This window comes from Brevibacillus sp. MER 51 (genome assembly GCF_023714195.1).
Taxonomy (GTDB): domain Bacteria; phylum Bacillota; class Bacilli; order Brevibacillales; family Brevibacillaceae; genus Brevibacillus.
This window is the reverse complement of record NZ_JAMAUS010000001.1, coordinates 87809-111151: the sequence shown is the minus strand read 5'-3', so window position 1 is coordinate 111151 and position 23343 is coordinate 87809. Positions and strand designations below refer to the sequence as shown.

The 23343-nt window shown below is 47.8% G+C and carries 17 protein-coding genes; 4 read left to right on the top strand and 13 right to left on the bottom strand.

The genetic code is table 11. The annotated features are described in order from the left end of the window. Positions 1–75 precede the first annotated feature (75 nt). On the bottom strand, positions 76–498 hold the full coding sequence (locus tag M3630_RS00460; protein WP_221867013.1) for a VOC family protein: 423 nt from the start codon (positions 496–498) through the stop codon (positions 76–78). A gap of 115 nt (positions 499–613) precedes the next feature. Between M3630_RS00460 and M3630_RS00455 the strand changes: the two genes are divergently transcribed. Further along, a complete protein-coding gene (locus M3630_RS00455; protein WP_483298453.1) occupies positions 614–892 on the top strand; it encodes a glycine zipper domain-containing protein in 279 nt (92 codons plus the stop codon). A gap of 60 nt (positions 893–952) precedes the next feature. Here the strand turns inward: M3630_RS00455 and M3630_RS00450 are convergent, their stop codons facing one another. Further along, positions 953–1429 (bottom strand): YfbM family protein, encoded by a 477-nt coding sequence (locus tag M3630_RS00450; protein WP_251250823.1) that lies wholly within the window; start codon positions 1427–1429, stop codon positions 953–955. Between the two features lie 121 nt (positions 1430–1550). Next, positions 1551–6164, bottom strand: coding sequence for a glutamate synthase large subunit (gltB, locus tag M3630_RS00445; protein WP_251250822.1), 4614 nt, complete (start codon positions 6162–6164; stop codon positions 1551–1553). Positions 6165–6288: 124 nt separating this feature from the next. On the opposite strand from gltB, the gene gltC reads away from it, so the two are divergent. Continuing rightward, a complete protein-coding gene (gene gltC / locus M3630_RS00440) occupies positions 6289–7191 on the top strand; it encodes a glutamate biosynthesis transcriptional regulator GltC (protein WP_106779805.1) in 903 nt (300 codons plus the stop codon). Positions 7192–7266: 75 nt separating this feature from the next. Beyond that, positions 7267–7701, top strand: a complete 435-nt coding sequence (locus tag M3630_RS00435; protein WP_251251308.1) for a VOC family protein — start codon at positions 7267–7269, stop codon at positions 7699–7701. Between the two features lie 54 nt (positions 7702–7755). Here the strand turns inward: M3630_RS00435 and M3630_RS00430 are convergent, their stop codons facing one another. Both M3630_RS00430 and M3630_RS00425 read right to left on the bottom strand, forming a co-directional pair. Then, on the bottom strand, positions 7756–8547 hold the full coding sequence (locus M3630_RS00430; protein ID WP_251250821.1) for an SDR family NAD(P)-dependent oxidoreductase: 792 nt from the start codon (positions 8545–8547) through the stop codon (positions 7756–7758). A gap of 204 nt (positions 8548–8751) precedes the next feature. Beyond that, a complete protein-coding gene (locus M3630_RS00425; RefSeq protein WP_251250820.1) occupies positions 8752–9762 on the bottom strand; it encodes a helix-turn-helix transcriptional regulator in 1011 nt (336 codons plus the stop codon). Positions 9763–10014: 252 nt separating this feature from the next. Here M3630_RS00425 and M3630_RS00420 point away from each other — a divergent pair, with 252 nt between their 5' ends. Beyond that, the gene (locus tag M3630_RS00420; protein ID WP_251250819.1) at positions 10015–10839 is read left to right on the top strand and encodes a hypothetical protein; all 825 of its coding nucleotides are present in this window, start codon (positions 10015–10017) and stop codon (positions 10837–10839) included. A 40-nt stretch (positions 10840–10879) separates the two neighbouring features. Here M3630_RS00420 and ybaK read toward each other — a convergent pair whose 3' ends face one another. The 8 genes from ybaK to M3630_RS00380 form a co-directional block, all read right to left on the bottom strand. After that, a complete protein-coding gene (gene ybaK, locus M3630_RS00415; RefSeq protein ID WP_232772816.1) occupies positions 10880–11359 on the bottom strand; it encodes a Cys-tRNA(Pro) deacylase in 480 nt (159 codons plus the stop codon). A 115-nt stretch (positions 11360–11474) separates the two neighbouring features. Beyond that, entirely contained in the window at positions 11475–13052 is a 1578-nt protein-coding gene (locus tag M3630_RS00410; protein ID WP_221867018.1) for a glutathione ABC transporter substrate-binding protein, read from the bottom strand. Positions 13053–13228: 176 nt separating this feature from the next. Then, positions 13229–13519 (bottom strand): hypothetical protein, encoded by a 291-nt coding sequence (locus tag M3630_RS00405; RefSeq protein WP_173609305.1) that lies wholly within the window; start codon positions 13517–13519, stop codon positions 13229–13231. Positions 13520–13544: 25 nt separating this feature from the next. Continuing rightward, positions 13545–15203: a hypothetical protein gene (locus tag M3630_RS00400; protein WP_251250818.1), complete on the bottom strand. Its 1659-nt coding sequence runs from the start codon at positions 15201–15203 to the stop codon at positions 13545–13547. A gap of 2 nt (positions 15204–15205) precedes the next feature. Then, entirely contained in the window at positions 15206–18673 is a 3468-nt protein-coding gene (locus M3630_RS00395) for a DUF4132 domain-containing protein (RefSeq protein WP_251250817.1), read from the bottom strand. A gap of 25 nt (positions 18674–18698) precedes the next feature. Continuing rightward, entirely contained in the window at positions 18699–19838 is a 1140-nt protein-coding gene (locus M3630_RS00390; RefSeq protein WP_173609308.1) for a VWA domain-containing protein, read from the bottom strand. Next, the gene (locus M3630_RS00385; RefSeq protein WP_251250816.1) at positions 19823–22225 is read right to left on the bottom strand and encodes a DUF5682 family protein; all 2403 of its coding nucleotides are present in this window, start codon (positions 22223–22225) and stop codon (positions 19823–19825) included. Before M3630_RS00385 ends, M3630_RS00390 begins: the two co-directional genes overlap by 16 nt. Beyond that, the gene (locus tag M3630_RS00380; protein WP_251250815.1) at positions 22186–23286 is read right to left on the bottom strand and encodes an ATP-binding protein; all 1101 of its coding nucleotides are present in this window, start codon (positions 23284–23286) and stop codon (positions 22186–22188) included. The genes M3630_RS00385 and M3630_RS00380 overlap by 40 nt, the downstream gene beginning before the upstream one ends. Positions 23287–23343: the final 57 nt, after the last annotated feature.

The window sequence follows — 23343 nt, the reverse complement described above, 5'->3', positions numbered from 1 at the left end:
CACAAAATGAAAAACAGGTCTTTCCATCCTTATCGTTGGAGGTAAGACCTGTTTTTGGTCTGGCTGGGTAACTTGCTACTTCATTCGTTTGGCAATCGGATGATCCTCATTCAGCTCCAGTAAATCCCACAGGTTGCCGTATAAATCCTGAAAGACTGCCACCATTCCATACGGCTGTTCTTTTGGCTCTCTCACAAATTGGATTCCTCTTCCGACCATCTCATGATAATCTCTCCAAAAATCGTCTGTGTTTAAAAAGAGAAAAACTCTCCCGCCAGCCTGATTCCCGATAAATGGCTCTTGCTCAGGTTTTGATGCTTTTGCAAGCAAGATTGTAGTTCCAACAGAACCAGGCGGAGATACGACAACCCACCGCTTTTCCTGTTCTGGCTGATACGTATCTTCCACTAAGGTAAAATGGAGCTTCTTGGTATAAAACTCAATGGCTTCATCATAATCTTTGACCACGAGCGCGATATGGACGATGGACTGAATCATGATCTGGGTACCACCCTTGAAGGTTTTTTTTGGAATGAAATGATAAGTTTGGGACACACTATGCCTTGGGGCTGCACGTTTGATATAGCAGAGCTTCCCAACACTAATCGAGGGAGTGACAATCTTGGCTACGAACAACGAACGCAATCACAACGATGCTGTTGGCAACGACGGAGCGAACATGACAGGCAATGGAGCTGGTGAAGCTGTAGGAACAGTTGGCGGTGCGGCTGTAGGTGCGGCTGTAGGCTCTATTTTAGGTCCTCTTGGTACCATTGCAGGTGCCGTTGCCGGGGGTGCACTTGGCAACAAAATGGGGGAAAATGTGTCGGCTGACGCCAATGACACGTTTGGTGCTACAAATAATGATGCCAATAGAGACCGAACCGAATAAAACAAGCTTCTTCTATGTTTGACAAGATGGGGTGCAGGGGTAAACCTGCACCTCGTTCCACTAGCTGATGTAGAAAATAAGGCCTTTTTCTTGCTCTACTGCTCGCTTGAAAAATGCTTGAATGGATTGAAAATGATGATACATGTACGCAAAAAATCCTTCTGCTTCATCTCCCTCGTGAAGTGGGTACACATCGTTTTCCACCAAAGTAGGAAAATGGTACTTCTCTTTTAGAGCTGACTCGGACATATTGGCAATGGCCTCATACGCTGCTTTTACCTGTTCCCTATGTAAATAGAATGCGCCAAACTCCCCGAATTCACCTGTTTGGTCCGTTAATAGAGGTACCACATAGCAAAAGGGAGGCTCTCCATCCATTAATTCTCCGCACAAAGTATAGGGAATGGCTTGCCAGGTTTTATCTATATCCAGCATATCCTCTTCTTTCAGCTCTACCTCATATAAATCGATCGTCCCTGCAATCCATGAATCGATCATCTCGTCATTTGCTATCATGTAATTGCCACACATGCCCATTGCGATCCCTCCTCTACCTTTTTACTCATCATCATAGCAAACTTCCCAATCCCCTACCACGTCGCATTGGTTACCAAAAGAAAAAGCCGACGACTCACATAATAAGTCATCGGCCAACTCCTTATTTCCCCACTGAAACAAAGGATTGCTCGCGGGCTTTCTTTTTCGGTGCTTTGGCATCGCCTTTCTTCTGGCTCATTTCAAAAGCTGCCAATATCGCCTCTTGACGCTTCATGCCGGATTTCTCCAACTCCTCCATTGTGGTAACAATTTGCTTGTAATCTTTTGGAATGACTTTGACAAACTGTTGGACGGTACGTTCCCACTCATTGAGCAAAGCTTGTGCATGACGGCTGCCTGTGTGGCTGACGTGGTTTTCCAGCAAGCGTTTGACTCGAGCGATTTCCCGTTGATCTTCCAGTGTCTCCATGAGTACCATTTCCTGATTGCACATCGCAGCAAACATCTCTTTATCCTCAGCCAGCACGTAGGCAGTTCCACCTGACATGCCTGCTGCAAAGTTTTTGCCGACAGGGCCGAGAACGACGACGCGCCCTCCAGTCATGTACTCGCAGCCATGGTCGCCTACTCCCTCAACGACTGCCGTCACTCCGCTGTTGCGAACGCAGAAACGCTCACCAGCCATGCCGTTGATATACGCTTCTCCAGAGGTCGCTCCATAGAACGCAACGTTACCGATAATCATGTTGTGCTCGGGAGCGAATTTACTGTTTTTTGATGGTGCGACCGTTATTTTGCCGCCCGACAACCCTTTTCCTACGTAGTCGTTTGCATCTCCCTCAAGATGCAGCGTAATCCCACGTGGAACAAACGCCCCGAAGCTTTGACCTGCCGACCCAGTAAAATGCAGGCGGATGGTATCCTCCGGCAGACCATGCTCGCCAAAACGTTTGGTTACCTCGCTGCCCAAGATCGTACCAACCACACGATTCGTATTGGTGATGGCGAGCTTTGCCTCTACCTGCTGCTGTTTATTCAATGCTGGCTTGCACAGCTTGAGCAGCTTTTGACGATCCAGCGTTTCTTCGAGCTTGTGATCTTGGTTGCGCTGATGATAGCGGCCCACATCCTCGGAGACATCCGGTTGGAACAAGAGCGCCGACAAATCAATGTGCTTGGCTTTCCAATGTTCTTTTGCCGAATCACTCATCTTCAGGACATGGCTCTGACCGACCATCGACTCGATAGAGTGGTAGCCCAGCTCCGCCATGATCTCTCGAACTTCACGAGCAACGTGACGCATGAAATTCACGGCGTGCTGCGGGTCGCCTTTAAACCGTTTGCGCAATTCGGGATTTTGTGTCGCCACACCCACTGGGCATGTATCGAGGTGGCATACGCGAGCCATGACACACCCTATCGAAACAAGTGGTGCCGTAGCGAAGCCAAATTCCTCCGCACCGAGTAAAGCTGCAATGACGACATCGCGTCCCGTCATCAGTTTGCCATCGGTTTCCAGAACCACACGGTCGCGCAACTGGTTCAACAACAGCGTCTGATGTGTCTCAGCAAGACCGAGTTCCCATGGCAATCCTGCGTGCTTGATGCTTGATTTTGGGGATGCGCCTGTGCCTCCATCGTGTCCACTAACCACAATGACATCTGCAAGACCTTTCGCCACACCAGCCGCAATCGTTCCGACTCCCGCCTTGGATACGAGCTTCACGCTGATTCGTGCTCGTGGATTCGCATTTTTCAAGTCAAAAATCAGCTGTGCCAAATCCTCAATCGAGTAAATATCATGATGAGGCGGCGGTGAAATGAGCCCAACTCCTGGCGTCGATCCGCGTACTTCGGCAATCCACGGGTAGACCTTGCTTCCTGGCAATTGACCGCCCTCGCCCGGCTTTGCTCCTTGTGCCATCTTGATCTGGATCTCAGAGGCATTGACCAAGTAATGACTGGATACGCCAAAGCGTCCGGATGCGACCTGCTTGATGGCACTGCGACGCAAATCTCCGTTTTCATCCATGATGTAGCGTGCCGAATCCTCGCCGCCTTCCCCGCTGTTGCTTTTCGCACCCAAGCGGTTCATGGCGATTGCTAAGGTCTCATGCGCTTCCTTGCTGAGAGAACCGTATGACATCGCCCCCGTTTTAAAACGATGAACAATGGAGTCAACAGATTCTACCTCGCTCAGCGGGATCGGTTGTCGATTGGACTTGAAATCGAGCAAATGGCGCAGGGCTACGAATTGCTGGGCTGTGGCTTGCTCCGCATAAATTTTGTACTGCTCATAGCTGCCTTCCCGACAAGCTTTTTGCAAGGCATGAACCGTCTTCGGGTTGAACAGGTGGAACTCACCATCACGGCGGAACTGAAAATCGCTGCCTGCCTCCAATGCTTCCTCGGAATGCTCTGGCAAAAATGCTTTCGCATGACGAATCAATGTCTCTTGCGCAATCACATCCAGTCCAATCCCTGAAATCTGAGAAGGGGTACGGCTAAAATAGCGATCGATGACGGAAGAATGAATGCCCACCGCTTCAAAAATTTGTGCGCCACGGTAGCTCTGAATGGTCGAAATGCCCATCTTGGACATGACTTTTACGACACCTTCTACGGCTGTTTGCAGGTACACTTCGACTGCTTCGTCGCTTGTGATATCCTTCAGCTTAGCCGATACAGCCAGATGGTTTACCGTTGAGATAGCGACGTACGGATTGATCGCATCGACACCGTAACCAATCAGCATGGCAAACTGGTGTACATCACGCGGTTCACCGGATTCTATGATGATGCTCGCTTTGGTACGTGTCCCTGTGCGGACGAGATGATGGTGAAGTCCACTTCCAGCCAGCAAGGCAGGGATCGCAGCCAAATCTTGATTCATTCCGCGATCAGATAAAATCAGCAAGGTGTGACCGGCAGCAATCGCTTCATCTGCCGCAGCGAACAATTGATCAAGTGCCTGCTCTAGCTCCTGTTCGCCCCCTTGCGCCGGGAAGAGTATCGACAATGTTTTTGCCTTGAACTCTTGGTATGGATTCGCATGAAGCTTCGCCAGTTCTTGGTTGGAGATCAACGGATTGGACAAACGAATTCTGCGGCAATTCCTCGCATCCGGTGCAAGCAGATTTCCTTCCGCGCCAAGCACAGTATGGGTCGATGTTACGCAAGCCTCTCGTAGTGCATCGATCGGCGGATTCGTGACTTGGGCGAATGATTGTTTGAAATAGTGGTACAAAAGCTGTGGGCGATCAGACAGTACCGCAAGTGGTGTGTCTACGCCCATCGAACCAATGGGATCTTTTTGTTCTGCCACCATCGGGGCAAGTACCTTGTCGACTTCCTCCTGTGTATAGCCAAATGCTTTTTGATACGCAAGCAAGCTATCTCCTTGCAGCTCCTCCATGCGACCTGCTGCCGGCAAATCCTCGATCGCATACAGGTTGTTTTTCACCCACTCCCGATATGGCTGTTCGCTTGCGATTTTTTGCTTGATTTCCTCGTCAGCTACGATTCTGCCTTCTTCGAGGTCGACGAGCAGCATCCGTCCAGGACTCAGCCGTCCTTTCTGAACAATTGTTTCATCTGGTACTTCGAGAACTCCAACCTCCGATGAGAAAATGATGGTATCATCGGACGTCACATAGTATCTCGCTGGTCGCAAGCCATTTCGGTCGAGAATCGCGCCGATGTGTCTGCCATCGGTAAATGAAATAGCTGTTGGACCATCCCACGGCTCCATGAGGCAGCTATGGTACTCGTAAAAAGCTTTCTTATTTTCGTCGATCCGCTCATCCTGATCCCACGGTTCAGGAATCATCATCATTGCGACATGCGGCAAGGAACGGCCTGCCAACGAGAAAAACTCCACGCAGTTATCCAAAATCGCCGAATCACTGCCCGCCATATCAATGACTGGCACCACTTTTGCCAAATCAGCACCAAACGCCTCGGACTGGAACATTTTTTCACGAGCCATCATCCAGTTCATGTTTCCTTGCAAGGTGTTGATTTCCCCGTTGTGAATCAAATAACGATTCGGGTGTGCCCTCTCCCATGTAGGGAATGTGTTCGTGCTGAAACGCGAGTGAACGACGGAAAAGGCAGAAGTGTATGAATCATCTTGCAAATCGAGATAAAAAGCATCCAGTTGTCCTGGTGTGAGCAATCCTTTATAGACAATCGTGCGCGATGACATGGAAGCGGCGTAAAAATCAGCACCTGTTGCCTGTTCCACCTGCTTGCGAATGACGTACAGCTTCCGTTCAAATGCCATTTGGTCCTGTATATTCGAGCTGGCTCCGATAAATACTTGGCGGACATAAGGCTGACTCGCTACAGCCGTCTTGCCAATTTTCGTAGAATCGACAGGAACGGTTCTCCAGCCAAGCAGCTTTTGTCCCTCTGCCGCAACAATCGCCTCTAGCTGACCTTCATACATTTGGCGTTTCGCTTCATTCATCGGAAGAAACAGCATACCTACACCGTATTTGCTTGGCGCCGGTAGCGTGATATTCAGCTCTTTACAGGTCTTTTTGAAAAAGGCGTGTGGTATTTGCGTTAAAATCCCTGCACCGTCTCCCGTTTCCGGATCACTGCCTTGACCGCCGCGGTGTTCCAGTTGGCACAGAATTTTCAGACCTTTTCGGACCATATCATGCGTCGATTTCGATTTCAAATTTGCAATAAAACCAATTCCGCAAGCGTCATGTTCGAAAATCGGATCGTACAGACCTTGCTTAGCAGGCATTCCTTGTGTCGTCATGTATCTCCACTCTCCTTGCTCTCTCTGGTATGTACATTTTAGATTGAGTGAAACGATACAAACAATATATAATTTATGCAAAACCTATCTCAAATCGAGATAAATGGGTAAGGTGGGAGTATTCATGGAGCTACGACAGATTCAATACTTCATCGAGGTTGCCAAACGAGAGCATTTCACCGAAGCCTCACATCATTTGCACGTCGCCCAATCTGCCCTCAGTCGGCAAATCGCCAATCTGGAGGAGGAGCTTGGTGTTTCCTTGTTCCTCCGCGAAGGTCGCAATATCAAGCTGACAGCAGTTGGAAAAATCTTTTTGCAGCACGTCGAAATGGCCATGAACGAAATCGAGAAAGCGAAGGAAAAGATCGAGGAGTTCCTTGACCCGTCACGGGGCACGATTCGTGTTGGTTTTACGAGCAGCCTTGCCGCCAATCCCCTTCCGACGGTCATCTCCGGTTTTCGCGCGCGGTATCCGGACATCGGCTTTCAATTGAAGCAAGGTTCTTATCAGGGATTGATCAACTCGGTCATCAACGGAGAAATTGACCTGGCTTTTCTTGGACCTGTTCCCACTCAGGAAAAAAATGTGCGCAGCTACATCTTCTTCGCTGAAAATATCGTGGCGCTCCTTCCCGCGAAGCACCCGCTGTCCAAACAGCCAAGCTTGCGTCTCAGTCAATTGCAGGAAGATACCTTTGTGTTGTTTCCACCCGGTTTCATCCTCCGCAATATCGCAGTCAATGCTTGCTCGCAAATGGGCTTTTCACCTAAAGTTGCGTTTGAAGGGGAAGACATCGATGCCATTAAAGGGTTGGTGGCAGCGGGCTTGGGCGTCACTTTGTTGCCAGAGCTTACCTTAACGGATAACGTTCCTCGTGAGACAGTGAAAATCCCGATAAGTGAGCCATTGGTGACGCGAACAGTGGGCATTATCATTCCCAACAACCGGGAGCTTCCCCCTTCCGAAAAACTTTTTTATCATTTTCTGAAAGAGTTTTTTGATGTGCTGAGTAAGTATAGTTAAACTACTGACAGACTGTTGTCAGTAGTCGGTCCTTATAATCGGAAGTACCATCCATTTTAAGGAGGAACTTCGATGATGAGTCACACCCAAACCTTGCGGGGCTTTGCTACGATCAGTTATTGGGCGGATGATGTGCAGGCGGCAAAAAAGTGGTACACGGAACTACTGGGCTATGCGCCATATTTCGAACGCTCTGGACCAGATGGACAGCTCGCCTATGCCGAGTTTCGCATTGGCGACTACAAGCACGAGCTAGGCCTCATTGATCGCCGTTTCGCACCTGCTAAAGCGGTACCTGATCCGGGTGGAGCTGTGATGTACTGGCACGTCAACGATATCGAATCCGTACTGGAAAAGTTGTTATCCATGGGAGCAAGAGAGTACGAACCTCTGGTCCAGCGAGGTGACGGATTCATTACGGCTTCTGTCCTTGATCCATTTGGGAATGTCCTCGGGATCATGTACAATGCACACTACCTGGAGATTCTCGCTTCTTTTCAACCAGAGTAAGAAAAAGTCCTGATGAACAAATGCATCAGGACTTTTTGTATCGATCTCCGAATTTTAAAAAATAGTTGGCACCATGCCCCCGTCCATACGAATTGGTGAACCTTTAAATGCGGTTGCATAAGGGCTGGATACAAATGCTACCAGCCTGCCTATTTCAAAAGGCTTGATAAACCGCTGTAACTCGGATTGAGGGAGGTTAGCTGCCATAAATCGCTTCTCTTTTTCCGAAAATGCCATATCATCAGAAAACAAACGATCAATGATTTGATAGACATTTTCGGAAAGCGTTGGACCTGGCATGATTGTATTGGAGGTGACTTCTGTTCCTACCGTTCGTTTCGATAGGCTTTTTGACAGTGATAATAGCATCGATTTCGTCATGCAATACTGAGGCATTTGCCCTGAAGGCATGATCGCTTCTTCACTTGCGATAAAGATGATTCGTCCATAATTGTTCTTCAACATGTTAGGCAAGTAAAATTTAGATAATCCATTCGCGGCAAGGACATTTGTTCGGAAGTATTTTTCCCATACTTCATCGTCAACGTCTTCATAGGACATAATCTCATAAATACCCATATTGTTAACGAGAATATCTACATGGGGATATTTCTCAAATAAAGCTTCTCTTTGCTGCCTATCCACAAGATCGGCCGTAGCATTCTGAGGAGAAGTATCCGGGAATTCCGACTTCAATTCATTTACGATGCGTTCTACCTCTTGATCATTCCTTCCATTTACGAGGACATTGACGCCTTCTCTGGCAAGCTCAATGGCAATTGCTTTCCCAATACCCTTCGTCGATCCAGTAACTAAAGCAGTTTTGTTCCTTAATCCCATATCCATAACACTTGTCTCCTTTGTTGTCATCTACGGCAAGCTTGACTAGAAGTTCATCTTGGAACATCCTTGTGCTCCGGATAGAGATTATCGTACTTTTTCTGGATCGTTGGGTAACTAGCGTACTGCGCCAAAATTCTTGCTGAACCCGCCAAATATGAGAAACCGTAAAAATGCTAGCCCTGGGAGGAACGGGTTAGGTCACGGATTCTATGACGACGGGATTGACCTGAGAGTTTTGGAACGCCAATTTGAAGGTGTATCGCCTTCCCAAAGGCGAAAGGCCCGGTAAAATGAGTTCTGATCCTCATATCCAAGTAAAAAAGCCACTTCTTTTATATCGAGCTTGGGGTCAGCCAAGTATTCTCGTGCCTGTTCATGCCGTGCCTTTGTTAACAGTTGCTTGAACGTTGTGCATTCATCCGTAAGTCTGCGCTGCAAAGTACGATCACTCATGCCCAACTCGCTCGCTACAGCTCGAATATCAAGGCGACCTCCGGTTAGACCTCGCTTCAAAATCCACTTGACCATCTCTGCAACGGAATGACTGTACTGTTCATCCAATGATCGGTCCAATACAGGTGTCAATATCTCCAGCAATTCTTTGTTATACGAAAGAAAGAGGCGGTCTAGGTCCCGGCGATGGAGTGTTAATCGGTTATCGGTGGTGCCAATCCGTATCGGACAACCGAAGTAAGCTTCAAGAGCAGTGACATCCCCCATCAAATGAGAAAATTCCACGGACTGTGCGGTTAATCGCTTGCCCGTGCCCCGTCGTCCAAGTTCTAAAAGAAAGGCGAGCGTGGTTCCAACCAAGACTGGTGGTCCGGGTTGCTCACTATGCATCCACTTCAATTCGATTGTACAGTGCTCTCCCTCCTCTGTTATACGCAACCTTTCCGGAGGGCACAGTTGTTTGTACCGTACCATTCGATTAAGCGCGTCGCGATAGTCACGAGCATGGTAGGTCGCTAAAACAGTGGGTGGGTATTGTGCCGTTTCAAAGTTGGTTGAAAGTGTGACGATTGCAGTAGCAATGTCACCAACTAGATCAGAGTACGCTTGCCAGATTCTGAAATATTGGGCAGTGGTGACTACAGCTGGTTCTGTAAGAATGGTGAGCGGCAGGCGCGCTTTGCGAACGAGCTCGTCGGGGGCAATCCCTAGTCGTTGTAATCCCGCCCAAAATCCCGCCGGGAATTTTATTCGGTCTGATTTCATTACGTATGGATCTCCTTTAGTTGCTTACCGATTCGTTCCGCTTATGCTTAAGTATACATGAAGGTGATCGTATGCGTTATTTTTGGCTTGCCAAGCATCTGGAAAAGCTTAATAAGTTTCCTATTATATCGCGGAAGAAACCGACGAACATACCCCTCCCCCATCTCTGGATGCAGGGTCTAGCGGATTGAGGAAAGTTTTACTATGATATGGGAATAGTTGCACATTTCAGCAAGAGAGGTGATATTCTTTATGCTAGATTTAGCAAGTCCTGTATGGGGGAAGCTACATGGTCCTTATGGTCTTTCCGATCGCATCCCTGCGCTCATCCAGCATATTCAGCACGACTATTTTTCCGAGGAAAAAGAAGAGTTGTATTGGGAGCTTCTGTATCATCAAAATACGATTTATCCATGTACATATGCTGCGGTCCCCTATTTAGTTGAGATCGCACGAAAAACAGAGAGCCCCGATATTTTGTTGGACATCTTCATAACCTGCGGCATGTTCGAAGCCAGTAGCGAAAATGCGCCTCATCTGGAAATACCATCGGAGTTTTTACGAGATCAGATACCATTATTGGATCAAGATACCATCAGAGATATCTATCGGGAATACCGACAGGCCATTCTCTCTTTAACAGAGAAGACAGAATCGATTCTTCACCTAGCACGGATGGGAGAGCATGATGCAGAGAAGCGCTACATACTAGCTGCGGACGCTGCGTTTCGTGGGGACAAAGACATTGCCAACATGCTTCTCACCTTTTCGGCGGGAGACGAATATGTAACGGTGTGTCCAACGTGCGATCAGTCTATCTATATATGGCCAGATGAGGAAGAGGGAGTCTTGTATGGTTACGAAGAAGACCCCGTTTTTCATGATAAAGCGAAACGACTTTCAATCATCACTAAAAGACCGGACACGACAAACGACAGCGGACTTCAGGGATTATACCAATGTGCGCTTGCAATTGAGGATAAAACGCTGCTTGCCCACCTTCCTTATCTTGCTGGTGAATTGAACTGCTGCTCATGCGACACTCCTATCCAAGTTTGGACGGGACTTTTTCCATAAACAGCAAAAAGGCCCCAGCTAATGCCGTGGCCTTTTTGCTTTAAATTGCAGATACATCTGCCAAGGAGCCTTTCGTTGCTTGTAACAAGCCCTCTACTGCCATCTCGATCTGGACGCCAATGTTTCCACCACTGACGATGATCGTCTCTAACGATTGTGCTCGTTGATCGATCACCGTCGGAAACAATTTCTTCATCCCGACTGGCGAACATCCACCACGAATATAGCCGGATACCTTTGTGATCTCCTTCACGGGAATCATCTCGATCTTCTTCTCGCCGACTGCTTTCGCCGCTTTTTTGAGGTCAAGCTCGGCTTCAACGGGAATGACAAACACATAATATGATTTGCTCGTCCCTTGCGAAATCAAAGTTTTATAGACAACGTTCTCTTCGCGACCGATCTTTTGGGCGACAGCGATTCCGTCGATTTTCCCATCATCCGTTGCATATGTCAGCATGGTGTATGCGATTTTTTCTTTATCCAATATCCGCATCGCATTCGTTTTTCCTTGCTTCACGCCATTCCACCTCCACTCCACGCTGGTCAACAAAATATAATCTATCTTAGGGGATGGCGTTCTACTTTTCAACCCAAAAACGCCACTGACACAAGCATGTCAGCGGCGCCTCGTGTTATTGAATCGTTACTTCGTCAATCTCGATATGGCCTGCAGGGCTAATCCATACACCCTGTACATTCTTTTGAATCGCCGCCAGGTTCTCGGAGAATCGGAACGGAATGAGCGGTGCTTCAGTCATTTCGATTTGTTGTGCCTTTTCATAGAGTTGCTTTCGTTTTTCTGCGTCTGTTTCTCTGCGTCCTTCGTCAATCAGCTTGTCTACTTCCGGATTGTTGTAGAAGGAATGGTTACCTGGTGCGCCATGTGCTTTCGAATGATACAGGTTCGATTGATTGTAGTCGGCATCGCCTGTAGCATTTCCCCATCCACTCATGAACAGGTCTGTCTCCCCTTTGGATGCTGCTTCGATATACGCCCCGAATTCCATCACATCCAGTTGCAGATCAATACCGATTGGCTTCAGTTGTTGCTGCAAAACCTCGGCTACGCTAATTCGTGCTTTGTTATCATTCAACGCGATTTTTGCTTTGAAGCCATTTGGATAACCAGCCTCTGCGAGCAATTGCTTTGCTTTCTCGACGTCATACGGAATGTCTTTTACATTCGGGCTGTACCCAACCATCGCTGGTGTAATCGAGGAGTGAGCTGGTGTTCCCACACTGTTGTAAACGCCTTCAATAATGGTTTTCTTGTCGATGGCGTGGGCAATGGCTTGGCGGACACGCACATCATCAAACGGCTTTTTCTTTGTATTCAATCCGATGTGGTCGACAGAGAACCCAGGGTATCGACCCAATTGCATGGATGGAGAATTTTGTACGCGATCGATGTCCGTCACAGGCAGGTTTTCTGCCACTTGAACTTCTCCTGTCTCAACCATGGCAAGGCGAGTTGTGTCTTCCGGTACGGTTTTGAAAACGACTTTATCCAAATTCGGTGTACCGCCATAGTAGCTATCGTTTCTCACCAGAACCACTTCTTGACCCGGCGTCCATTTTTCGAATTTGTACGGGCCTGTACCGGTTGGATGCTTGCTCAAATCTTTTCCATATTGTTCAATGGCTTTCGGGCTGATAATGCTTCCCTCTGCACTCGCCAAAACAGACAAGAGTGGTGAGTACGGGTAATTCAGTAGAAATTGTACCGTGTACTCATCTACTACTTTCACTTCTTTGATTGCTTCAAACATGTTAATCCGACTGGAGCCAACGGCAGGGTCTTGAACACGAGCGATCGTTGCTTTTACCGCTTCCGCATTGAAAGGTGCCCCATCATGGAACGTCACACCTTGACGAAGCTTGAACTCCCACGTCAAGTCATCGAGCTGCTTCCATTCACTTGCCAGGGATGGGACGTATTTGCTTTCTTTATCCATGCGGACAAGCCCTTCATATACTTTGTGATGAACGATTGCTGCAGAAGGGATTTGGGACAGGAAATGTGGATCGAGGTTGTTCGCATCGGACAGACGAGCGATGACGAGGGTTCCCCCTGTTTTTCCAGCTTCCGCAGTACCCCCTGCTTGTCCGGCGCTAGTCGACGCATCCTGCCCCGACGAACACCCAGCCAATGCCGCAGATACCGCAATTGTCATGGCAATCAGCGTGTGATAAAAGCTTTTCTTTTTCATCTGTGTTCCCCCAATTCTTGTTGCAAATGTTTTAGCATTCAAACATGTTTTATTTTAGACAATATTCAGTCATTGCATTTTCACTTTGTTTACCTTTATTTTCAGTTTCTTTACAACTTGATAAATAAACAAAAAAGAGAGACTCCTCAAGAATCTCTCTTTCTTCACTGACTCTATTACGATGATCGAGTCAAAGGCTTTTTCATCATATTGATGTACTGCACCACATACAAATACTGCTGCGTTAGCAACTCGGCATCTGCTTTTACTTCCTGCAAATAGCGATTGCCCTCCACATGCAGGTCTTCTATCAATGAGCCCAGAAAGCTCATATCGTATTCGGTTGCGAGCTCTTGCAGTTTTTTCAATTCCTGCAAATCTTGCTTATCAAGTTTATGGATTCCTTTGAGTAACAAGCGTTCCTGCCAATCAGTTAGCTTTTCGGTAAAGGAATATAACTCCTCCATGATTTTATGTCCACTCCCTCACCGTTTATAGGTCCAACTTGAAGCTCGTCAGCGATTTTCCCTGCATGATGCTGATGGGATAAAGCCCATCCCCTATTTTTTGCACAAGCAAATACACATCGCGCAACTCCAGCAGCCGTTTGTTTTGTTCCAGATGACGTATATTGCGGGCGAAATCCCCCTGATAGAAGATGCTCAATGGGAGGGAATAACCTTGCTCGTCTTCGATCGTCAAAATCAACTGCTGCGACTTCTGATCAAAATCGACTTGATTGAACTTGTTCGCTTTCAATAGAAAAACCGAGTCCAAAGCGGTTTCAAACATATCGCCTGCCGCGTCCTTCCAGTCACTTGACCAGTCGCAAACGAGCACCTTGCCGAGATCCAGCTCTTCGATGTTGTCCCTGGGAACGATGGTTAGCCGCGTCTCTTCACTGGAAGACAAGCGCTGCTCCCGATTCGTCTTTGCCTGTGTCAGGATGACCTGTGAATGAGAGAGCTCCTCCATGGAAATCAACCCGCCCCATGGTACCTTGCCTTTATAGCTGTCCTTAAAGGAAAAGGATATGCCCTCATAATATACGGGGCGCGCTTCTGTATACGTGTAAATGCGTTGATCAGAAAGCGAATAAAAGTAATACGTAATCCCCTTGTACCCTGACCGTGTCTCCCATGGATTTGCTCCCAATGCATACAGACTTAACTGTGGAACCATATGGTACTTGCTTTTGAAGCTGCCGAGCAGCTGCTTTTTCGCTTCGATGTGATCGGTCTTCTCTATGGCAAGCAAACTGAGATACACCCGGGAAAGTCGGTCGAGCAGCGCTTCCGTCGAAAACTTGACATGACGCTGAAAAAATAAGTTCAGCTCCCCATGAATGCCGCGTATGTCTTTTTCCACGCGGGGAAGATTGCCGTTATGCGCAGCAATAGCAAGCAGCTCCAGCCGTGTACAAATCGTTTGGGATAGCTTCGCCAAGCCGATGCCAAGAATCTCTGCGATTAGCGCTTTGGCTTCCGCTACGACATCGGTTTCGTAGCTGACATCGGTTACAGATGCTTGTAACTGCTCCCGATCCTGTAGCTGATGCATGGCCCGATAGCGTAAAATGACCTCCAGCTTGTGCAAGCAATTGCCTTTCGCCTTGCAGGTGCACATGCTCTTCCCGATCTCCGATTCACTGTCAAAAGATACGGAAATATCTTGGGTGCGCAATGTCATGGTTAAGAAGGATGTTTCAACGACCTCCATCTCCTCGAAATAGTCGAGGCGAAACAGCACTTCTTCCAGCTGTGCTGGGGTAAAAGCCTTGCTAATGTGAGACGGCTGCAATTGCAAGAGCCAGCTAAAGTCAGGCTTGTAGGTCTCCAGCTCTTCCCCGGTCTCTGCTCCTGCTTGCAAGTGGTTTTTGGCATAGTAGACGATGGCGATGATAACATGCTTGCAAATCTTGTCTGATGGACATGAGCAGGAAAAGCGATCAATATCTGCATGAAGTCGGCATACGCTGTCATCTGACAGCGCACACTCGACGTAATCGTCCCCGAACTCGTAGGAAACGGACATTCCTTTTTCCATTTCCTTGATGGAACGATTGTAAATGCCTTTGTTCGCGTATTTGATCAGATACTCTTCGTTGCACAGCGCGATAAACCGATGAAATTCTGATGTGAAATCCGCCATCGTTATTTTCCTGCTGCCCGCATGACATCATAGACGGTTTCGCTGAAAATGCGTGTTGGAATATCAGTGAGCTTCAGTCGATCCACTGGTTTGAAGTAAAAATGCTTGTACTCGGCATCTTTGTTTGGAAAGAAAGCCAACGTTTCCAGCTTCACATCCTCCATTCCTTCCCAATACGAAATGCTCGCCCCGCTGATTTTCAGCTCAGCCACCATACCGTCATACAGCTTGTAAAACTCGTAATAATAACCGGCATCGAGCGGGGTTCCTTTAACCCAGCCGAATTTCTCCATCATTTTCGCAAAAGCAGTAGGTGAATACGATTCAACAGGCAGGCGGAGCAATTCATTGGCTTTTATTTCTTCTTCCGTTGGCAGGAACGCTTCACGGCTCAATTGCTCGAACGGTTGCGTAATTTCGTAATCTTCCAGCTGAGTACGCCAGCCGTTCAACGTCTCTTCGTCCAGCTCCAGTGGGTGAATCAAGCCAATAAGCTGCTCATCTGCCAACTCATACTCATCCTCGTCCACGGTGTTAAATGTCCCATCGTCCATATAGCGGAACGTATCTACGAGTTTTCCATCCTCGTATACACCCCAGATGAGCCCGATTGCGAATTTTTGCATCAACACGTTCTCCACAAATAGACGTTTCCACGATTCCGTTGACCAATAACGTGATTTGGACAGGGACTCCTCCAGACGAAGAGATTGCACTTTCACCATATTTTTCAGGTCTTTTTTCAATTGGGCAAAAGTCAATCGCGCTTGTTCTGCCTTCTCCTGATCGTCTTTCGCAGACGGTGCAGGCAGATTTTTGACCGCTTTTCCTGTGCTGTCGTTCGTAACTTCCAGCTCCAGCTCGTTGCTGACTTTGACCGTGAAGGTGCGGTCGCCGTAGTCAAAGACTTGCTTGCCAGACGCATCGAAGCCAAGCGTCGTGACCAATCGGTCTTCCAGTTCCATCGGGGAAATGTTCTGATTCGCAGCCGCCATAGACAGTGCCTCTTCTGCGGCTGATTTGACTTGCCTGTTTTTGATCGTACGTTTAATCTGGTCGATTAGACGCAGCGCAATCAAATCATTCGAAAACGACAGAGCACGTACGCCATCCGCAGCCAAAGCTCCCCGAGAGTGATCTGTCCACTCCTTAATCAACTGACCAAGCGTATCGACTATACGACGATCTCCAAAAGCAACGCAAAGCGGCATGACCCATTTTTCTTTGGCTACTGCTCCATTATCGACCCAACTGCGCAAAACTTCCGTGGTAAAGTCAGCAACAGATGCCGCTTGCAGAGACGGTTTCAAGTCAAGTACCAACTGGTTTGGCGCTGTCGGGAAATCGATTGAGGCGGTGAGCATGTACTCCATTACTTCCTGACCTAGCTCGTTGCCGTCTTGGTCGCGAAGGACTGGCATGCGCTCCAGAGGCATCCATTTAATCCGTGTGAGCTTGCGCTTGTCGGTCAGGTTGCCTAAATGAGTCAAGCTCGCATCTGGCCCTTGTTCCTCGGCGTCGATAAATGTTTGCAGCAGCGTTTTAAATTTGCTGCTCTTTTCATTTGTCAGTAGCTCTTGGAAAATCTCCTTGTTATTGTCCAGGGAGCGAATCGCATCCAGCGCCATTTCTTTAACTTTTGCTTTTTTCTCGGTTTGATAAACGTGCAAATAAAGCTCTTTGTCTTTGGCCTGAAGAAACGCCGCACCAGCAAGGCCGCTCACTTTCTTCGAGCTGTCACCCAACCCGAGCAGAATCGCTTGGTTGCGCAATTCCTCTGACAGCGTCTCCTTTGCCGCTAATAGGGTTTGCATCACAAACACGCGAAGCTCCGTATCCAGCTTGTCAAATTGAGCCAGACTCATTTCCGGATTCGCTACGACCAACGAACGATAGACCTCTTCTTTGACGTCTGTGTAATAATAATGATTCTCCTTGATCGACAAAATCTGATAGAACAGCGTCTGGATATCTACAGCTTCGTCCTTCCGGTAATGATCGATGATACCGGTCAATGGCTCCTGGAAGGCATGAGCGAAGCACATATGGCCTACTCTGCGGTTGGACTTGTCTTTGTATTGGCACATGAACGGAATCAGACGCGCAATAAACGGATGATCCACAGGCAAGAAGCTCAGCAGGATCATTTGCTGTCTTACAAGTTGTACGTCCTCCAGATGCACATGCTCGAGCACATCCTCGAGTACTGCTTTGTCATCCAGATAGTTCGCCAGCTTTGTCGAGCCCTTTGCACGACGCAACGAGTCTAGAATAATCCCTTCCAGAGATGGCTGGAAATCGGAGAGATCCACGCCTTCTGCCGCCAGCGTTTTGTATAAAAATCCTTTGACCATCGGGATCGAAGCAAGCTCCAGTGCTCGTCTTGATTTCGTTACGTCTTCCTGCACCAGCTGCTTCACTTGCTCCCAATTGGTCGGAGGGGATAGCAAATGCTCGCGAAGTCCCAGCAGTAGATCGTAAGGCTCATCCATGTGTACGAGGTCAGACAATCTCTTATCTTCGGCCAAGATATCAAGCGGGAACATGTCAAAAAGGATTTGCAAGGTGGCGTGCAGCTCTCGATCGATCTCCTCTTCCTTCTTCAGGAATGCACTGGTCCCGCCTTTTACGTGAATGCGGAAATACAGCAAGCTGATGACCAGCTCCATATAACGCTTCAAATGTTTCTGGTTCAATAGGGAGCCTTCCTTGACCTGCTCTCCCACATAACACTTTTCTCGCAGCGCCGCCTTTTTCTCTTTGACGTACGAAGGGTACAACGACTCGTTGGTCAGCAAATTGTTGCCCGAAAACTGCATGGTCACGATTTCTTTGGCAATGGTATGCAGTTCTTTTATATATTCACGCGTATCACCCGTAACTAGGTAATAGTAGCTCGGCATTAGCTTTTCTTTTGCTTCCTCCAATAAGCTCGGAGAAATCGAGTACGCATACGAAATGAATAGCAAAAATTCGGCCCTATCAAATGTCGAGGAGTAATCACGGCTGATGCTTACGCGATAATCCTCCGCGGCTTTTAACATAAATTCGGCAAACAACGCATGTCCGAAATGCTCGATCGTTTTTCTCATGGCTTCCAATGCTTTCTGATCTTTTGCCCGGATATCAGCATCACTGATGTCCTTCATACCCTGAAGTTCGATCTGATCCAGGAAGCACTCATCCATCACATTTTTCTTATCGTAAAAACGGTTGCTTGCCTTGTAAATCAGTACAGCTGCTCGATAGAAAGCCAACTCCTCGCCGCGTTTTTTCAGCTTGTCAAATTCGGATCGAACCGTATAGCTGTAAAACCTCGGGTCCTCTTCGATTGCCGGGCATTCGTCTGTGTCGCCTGCAATGTAATCATTGATTTGATCGTACAAATGCTTGTTTCGATCACTTGCACCGATAAACTCCTCCACAAATTTCTTCGTAACCGGATTCAGATCTGTCTTTCGTAAAACCATTCCTTACTCCTCCTTCTTTCTATCTCTATTTGATAACCTTACCTATCCATTGCGCGAGCTCATCAGGCGTGATCGCAGCAACATTTGCTCCCATATCACTCAAAACCCGTGCAGCATGCTGGTTGTACGTAGCGTTGCCATTGAAATCCAAAGCCGTCAGCACTAAGAACTTGCAGCCCGCATCAATAATTTCCTTGCTTTGGCGATACATTTCCTTGATCGGATAGCCTTCCTCCAAATCGCTGACGAGGATAAATATCGTCTTGGATGGATTTTCGAGTAGTGATCTTCCGTATTTGAGCGCCTGGGCAATATGAGTCCCCCCACCAAGTTGCACACTCATCAGCACATCGACCGGATCATCCAGTCTATCGCTCAAATCAACGACCTTCGTATCAAAAATAACCAAATGCGTTTTCAAGGCAGCAAGCTTGTAAAAAATACTTGCCATAACGGAGCTGTAAATCACAGAGTCCATCATACTTCCGCTCTCGTCCACGACAATGACGATGTTCCATTTGTTGTGATGCTGAATATTGCTGTGGAAATACAGGTCATCAATGATAAAACGGCTTTTTTTGTGATCGTAGTTCTTCAAATTTTTCCGAATCGTTTTATGCACATCCAGATTTTTCATCGACTTTGTATAACCGCGTTTGTGGCGATTGCGTTTGCCGACGATACTGGTCTGCACTTCATTCTCAAGCTGACGCCGCAGATCGTCTACGACCTTGCGTACAATTTCCTTTGCACTTTTTACGACCTCTCCTTTCATCCTGCCTTTGAATTGGAGGATGTTTTTCAAGAGGGTCATGTTGGGTTCCATGCTTTCCAACACTTTTTTGTCTGTCAAGAGCTCTGTCATGTTATAGCGGTCCAGAGCTTGCCGCTCGAGGATTTCCACCGTCTTTTTGGGAAACAGCTTGCGGATTTTATTCAGCCAGACGGGAACCGTCAATGCCGAATCTCCTCGGCCGCCTTCTTTTCGATAGCCTTGCTCTTCTCCGTATTCACGGTTGTATAAAAATTCAAGAATCGAGTCCAGTTCCTGATAGGAAAACTCGGATGATTGATAGACCCCGCTGCCTTCCAAAGATTCCTCGGCATGAGAGCCCAATAATAACCGCCAGCGATTCAAGGCTTCGCGGCTCAAATCAGGTTCCATTTGGCAAACTCCTCCTTGATCGCTTGATCGAGCATGCGGGCATCACGCAAAGTACGCTCATCGATGACTGGATTCGTGACTTGTTCCACCGTCGTTTGGAAGAGAGCTGCCACTTTTTCCGAGAGCATACTAATTTCCATTGGGCTAAAATATGTAAACGCCAATCGCAGTTCAGGCACCACCTGCAAAAAGTCGTCGTAGGCCAAGGATGTAATCATTTGATGCAGATCGCGCAAGATTTCCTCTTGATAAAAGAGGTAGTCACGAGCCACGATAAAAACGCCATGTAAATACGCGGCAGTATGAAGCATTTGCTCAGGCGAGCCGAACATATAGGCACGCGCACGTCTGGAGATTTCTGCGCGTTCGACCACTTCGAGATTGCACAAGATCGCAACCACTACCCCCTCCAGTTTCGCAGGGAGCTTGTCGTTACGCAGCAATTCCAGCAGTTGATCACTGAAAATCTCTATAGAATCATCCGCCTGTCTTTTCTCACTCAGCATGTAGAGGAATTTGAGCTGATCGGCCAACTCATCCAGTTCGTTGGGGTTCGGGTTTCCCTGCTCGACGATTTTGGTCACAGCCTGGTAATATACTTCTTCCACCAGCTTCTCCAGCCGTTCTGACTCGATCAAACCGAATAACCGTTTTTGCTCCAAAAGAATCGTGAGTGTTTTCAACGTTTTGCAAAGAGAGAGAAAATGTCCATCTTGCTTAACGGACTCTTGTACAGATTTAAAGAGTCGTTCTGACAGCTCTTCCAATCCCATGACAACCGCCATCAAAAGCCATTTTGCCAGTTCATGGCTCTGGTGCTGCGGCAGTTCTTTTACCATATCGGCTAGCTTATGGGCAGCTGCTTCCTTCACTGTCCCACCGTAGACCGAGCTCTCGATCAGACGGGCTTCGACGAACGAGGAATAGCTGTAGCGCCATGTTTCTCGGACGAGATTGACATTTCGGTTGTTCATCCAGTCGGGTCCAGCTTCTTTGGCGCAAAATTCTGTGCCCAAGAACTGCATGCAGTGAAAAAACTGGCTGGCTTCGCGATGCGACTTCTTGGCATACAGCTCCAGCACCTTCTGATTGCGCCCTGTTGTCGTGATCGCGAGCTTTAGCGATTTGCATCTGTCTTTGCAATCTCGAACGATAGGCACATCCAGTGAGTTTGGGGCCACTTCACCGATTCCATCTCCGGTCAACAGCTCTCGCAATGTCTCGATCGGCTGGGAAGTCGCAATCGACCGTTCGCCTTTTGTAAAAGCAGAGAGAACGGAATCGATCAACTCATAGGCACCGCCCTCAGCCTTTTCCCGCATAACTGCCAAGCCGTTCATGAGGCTATACGCTTCGATCGCATCCGCAGTAGACGTCGTTTCTCCTTTGTCGCGCAGTTTTTTGAGCAATTGCGGGAGGTATATCAAGGCGCTTTTCGAGAAGGGAGCACGCTCCTTCTTCTCCAGGGCCTTCCACACACTCTCGTAATAATGGACGTACGGCATCCCGCTTGCGTATCCATTCAACTGATCTGCTTCCTGGTACGTGTACACCATTGGATATATTTTCTCTTCCTGGACCTTTTGTATCTTGTAGGAAGTCTTGCGCTCCTCGATGAGTCCGTATGTATGAAAGCCCCCGGTAATCACGAGAATTCTCGCGTGCTTTTGCTTTGCCTCTGCAATTTTTTGACGCATATGCGCCTCGCGAATCAAATCGCCTTCCGCTTCCAAAGTAGCGTCATCATAGCATTTTCGCGACAAGTAGCAGTAGGCAAAGACATCCTTGACGAAATCCTGCGTCTTTTTGCGAATCCCGTCAATCTCAAAAAACTTTTCCCACAGCTCATCGAAGTTCCTGCATTTCATCGTCTGGCACAATCGCTGAATAAACTCCGAGCCTGCCAGCATGCGCTCATCGTGATAGGACAGCTTTTCATTCTTCTTTTTCAAATCATGGCCGTCTTCCAGGCTTTCGAGGCGGCTTCCGTAGCTGAGATCAATGAAAGCAGCAGGAATCTGCCGGCGTTTTGCTTCGACCAAGGCCACATACTCCGGCGAATACAGAAGAAACGGAAAGTAACAGACGTATTTTTGCTCCCCCGAGGCGTACGCATAATAAATGCTCACAGGAGGCTTCGTCCGTTCATCCGTCAAAATCGGAATAATATGATTGCTATGGTCCGGGCCTTCAATCAGAATGATTTCCGGTTGATACTCTTCGATCGTTTTTTTCAAATGAAATGAGCAGGCAGGACTATGATGACGAACCGGGAAATAGACGACCTGTTTGCTGAGATTGTAAACCTCTTCTTCGACAAATGATTTTATGAAGCGGTCCTGATCCTTTATTTGATCCATTTCTTCTCGTTGTAATAAGTTCCCCATAGACCCTCTTCCTTTGCCCGTTCTTTGACCACTTTGGTAAAGTAGGTTTTCAGGATATTTGCGTCCTTTTGGTTTTCCTTGACGACGGCTCCCAGCATATTCTGTACCAGTCGATCCATGGAAATTGGCCTGCCATCATAGTAATGGGATGTCATTGCACTCTGGACATAGACGGATACGGCTTCAGCTGTACTCATCACGGATTGAGGGGAGTCGATTTTGAATCCTTCCTTCGTCTCGCCCATGCGCAGCTCCATGAAGGTCGTCGCCAATATCTCAACCACATCGCGATCGATTTCGATGTTTACGCCACTTTGTTCCAGAATCACTTTTGCTTGGGATTCGATAATTTGGGCTTCCATTTTCACATGATTAATCGGCGCGATTGTCTCAAAGTTAAAACGGCGTTTGAGCGCGCTGCTCATTTCATTGACGCCTTTGTCCCGCAGGTTCGCTGTTGCAATGATATTAAAACCGGGCTTCGCAAACAGGATGCCGTCTGACAGCTCGGGAATGTTCATCACCTTGTCACTCAAAATACTAATCAACACGTCTTGAACCTCAAAAGGACAACGGGTAATCTCTTCAAAACGGGTAATGATTCCTTTACTCATTCCGGTGTACAGCGGGGAGGGAACCAACGCTTGCAGAGAAGGACCTTTGTCCAGCAGCATCGCGTAGTTCCAGGAGTATTTGATCATATCCTCCGTCGTTCCCGCGGTGCCTTGGATCGTATTCGTGCTTGTACCGGAGATGGCCGCAGACAGCAGCTCAGACAGCATCGTTTTTGCCGTTCCAGGCTCACCGACTAGCATCAAACCGCGATTGCCTGCCAACGTGACGATCGCGCGCTCAATAAGCACATCGTCTCCATAAAACTTTTTCGTAATCGGTATACTTTCACCCTCATAAGAGAGAGGTTCATCCGTTCCTAAAATAAAGTCGCGCACAGCTCTGGGCGACATCAGCCAATTGGGAGGTTTTGCCCCTGTATCATGGGATCGCAGCGCATTCAGCTGTTTGTCATATAACACTTCCATAGGTGGCTTCATTGTTTCCATCCAAATGCCCACTCCATTTCTGGTTGTTCTTGAAAAAATAGGTACACTATTAAAAAT

Excerpts from the sequence above, each read along its gene's own strand:
- M3630_RS00460 (WP_221867013.1), bottom strand. The coding sequence starts at position 498 with ATGATTCAGTCCATCGTCCATATCGCGCTCGTGGTCAAAGATTATGAT.
- M3630_RS00410 (WP_221867018.1), bottom strand. The coding sequence starts at position 13,052 with ATGAAAAAGAAAAGCTTTTATCACACGCTGATTGCCATGACAATTGCG.
- M3630_RS00425 (WP_251250820.1), bottom strand. The coding sequence starts at position 9,762 with ATGAAATCAGACCGAATAAAATTCCCGGCGGGATTTTGGGCGGGATTA.
- M3630_RS00435 (WP_251251308.1), top strand. The coding sequence starts at position 7,267 with ATGAGTCACACCCAAACCTTGCGGGGCTTTGCTACGATCAGTTATTGG.
- M3630_RS00395 (WP_251250817.1), bottom strand. The coding sequence starts at position 18,673 with ATGGTTTTACGAAAGACAGATCTGAATCCGGTTACGAAGAAATTTGTG.
- M3630_RS00420 (WP_251250819.1), top strand. The coding sequence starts at position 10,015 with ATGCTAGATTTAGCAAGTCCTGTATGGGGGAAGCTACATGGTCCTTAT.
- M3630_RS00405 (WP_173609305.1), bottom strand. The coding sequence starts at position 13,519 with ATGGAGGAGTTATATTCCTTTACCGAAAAGCTAACTGATTGGCAGGAA.
- gltC (WP_106779805.1), top strand. The coding sequence starts at position 6,289 with ATGGAGCTACGACAGATTCAATACTTCATCGAGGTTGCCAAACGAGAG.
- gltB (WP_251250822.1), bottom strand. The coding sequence starts at position 6,164 with ATGACGACACAAGGAATGCCTGCTAAGCAAGGTCTGTACGATCCGATT.
- M3630_RS00380 (WP_251250815.1), bottom strand. The coding sequence starts at position 23,286 with ATGGAAACAATGAAGCCACCTATGGAAGTGTTATATGACAAACAGCTG.
- M3630_RS00390 (WP_173609308.1), bottom strand. The coding sequence starts at position 19,838 with ATGGAACCTGATTTGAGCCGCGAAGCCTTGAATCGCTGGCGGTTATTA.
- M3630_RS00430 (WP_251250821.1), bottom strand. The coding sequence starts at position 8,547 with ATGGATATGGGATTAAGGAACAAAACTGCTTTAGTTACTGGATCGACG.
- M3630_RS00400 (WP_251250818.1), bottom strand. The coding sequence starts at position 15,203 with ATGGCGGATTTCACATCAGAATTTCATCGGTTTATCGCGCTGTGCAAC.
- M3630_RS00385 (WP_251250816.1), bottom strand. The coding sequence starts at position 22,225 with ATGGGGAACTTATTACAACGAGAAGAAATGGATCAAATAAAGGATCAG.
- M3630_RS00450 (WP_251250823.1), bottom strand. The coding sequence starts at position 1,429 with ATGGGCATGTGTGGCAATTACATGATAGCAAATGACGAGATGATCGAT.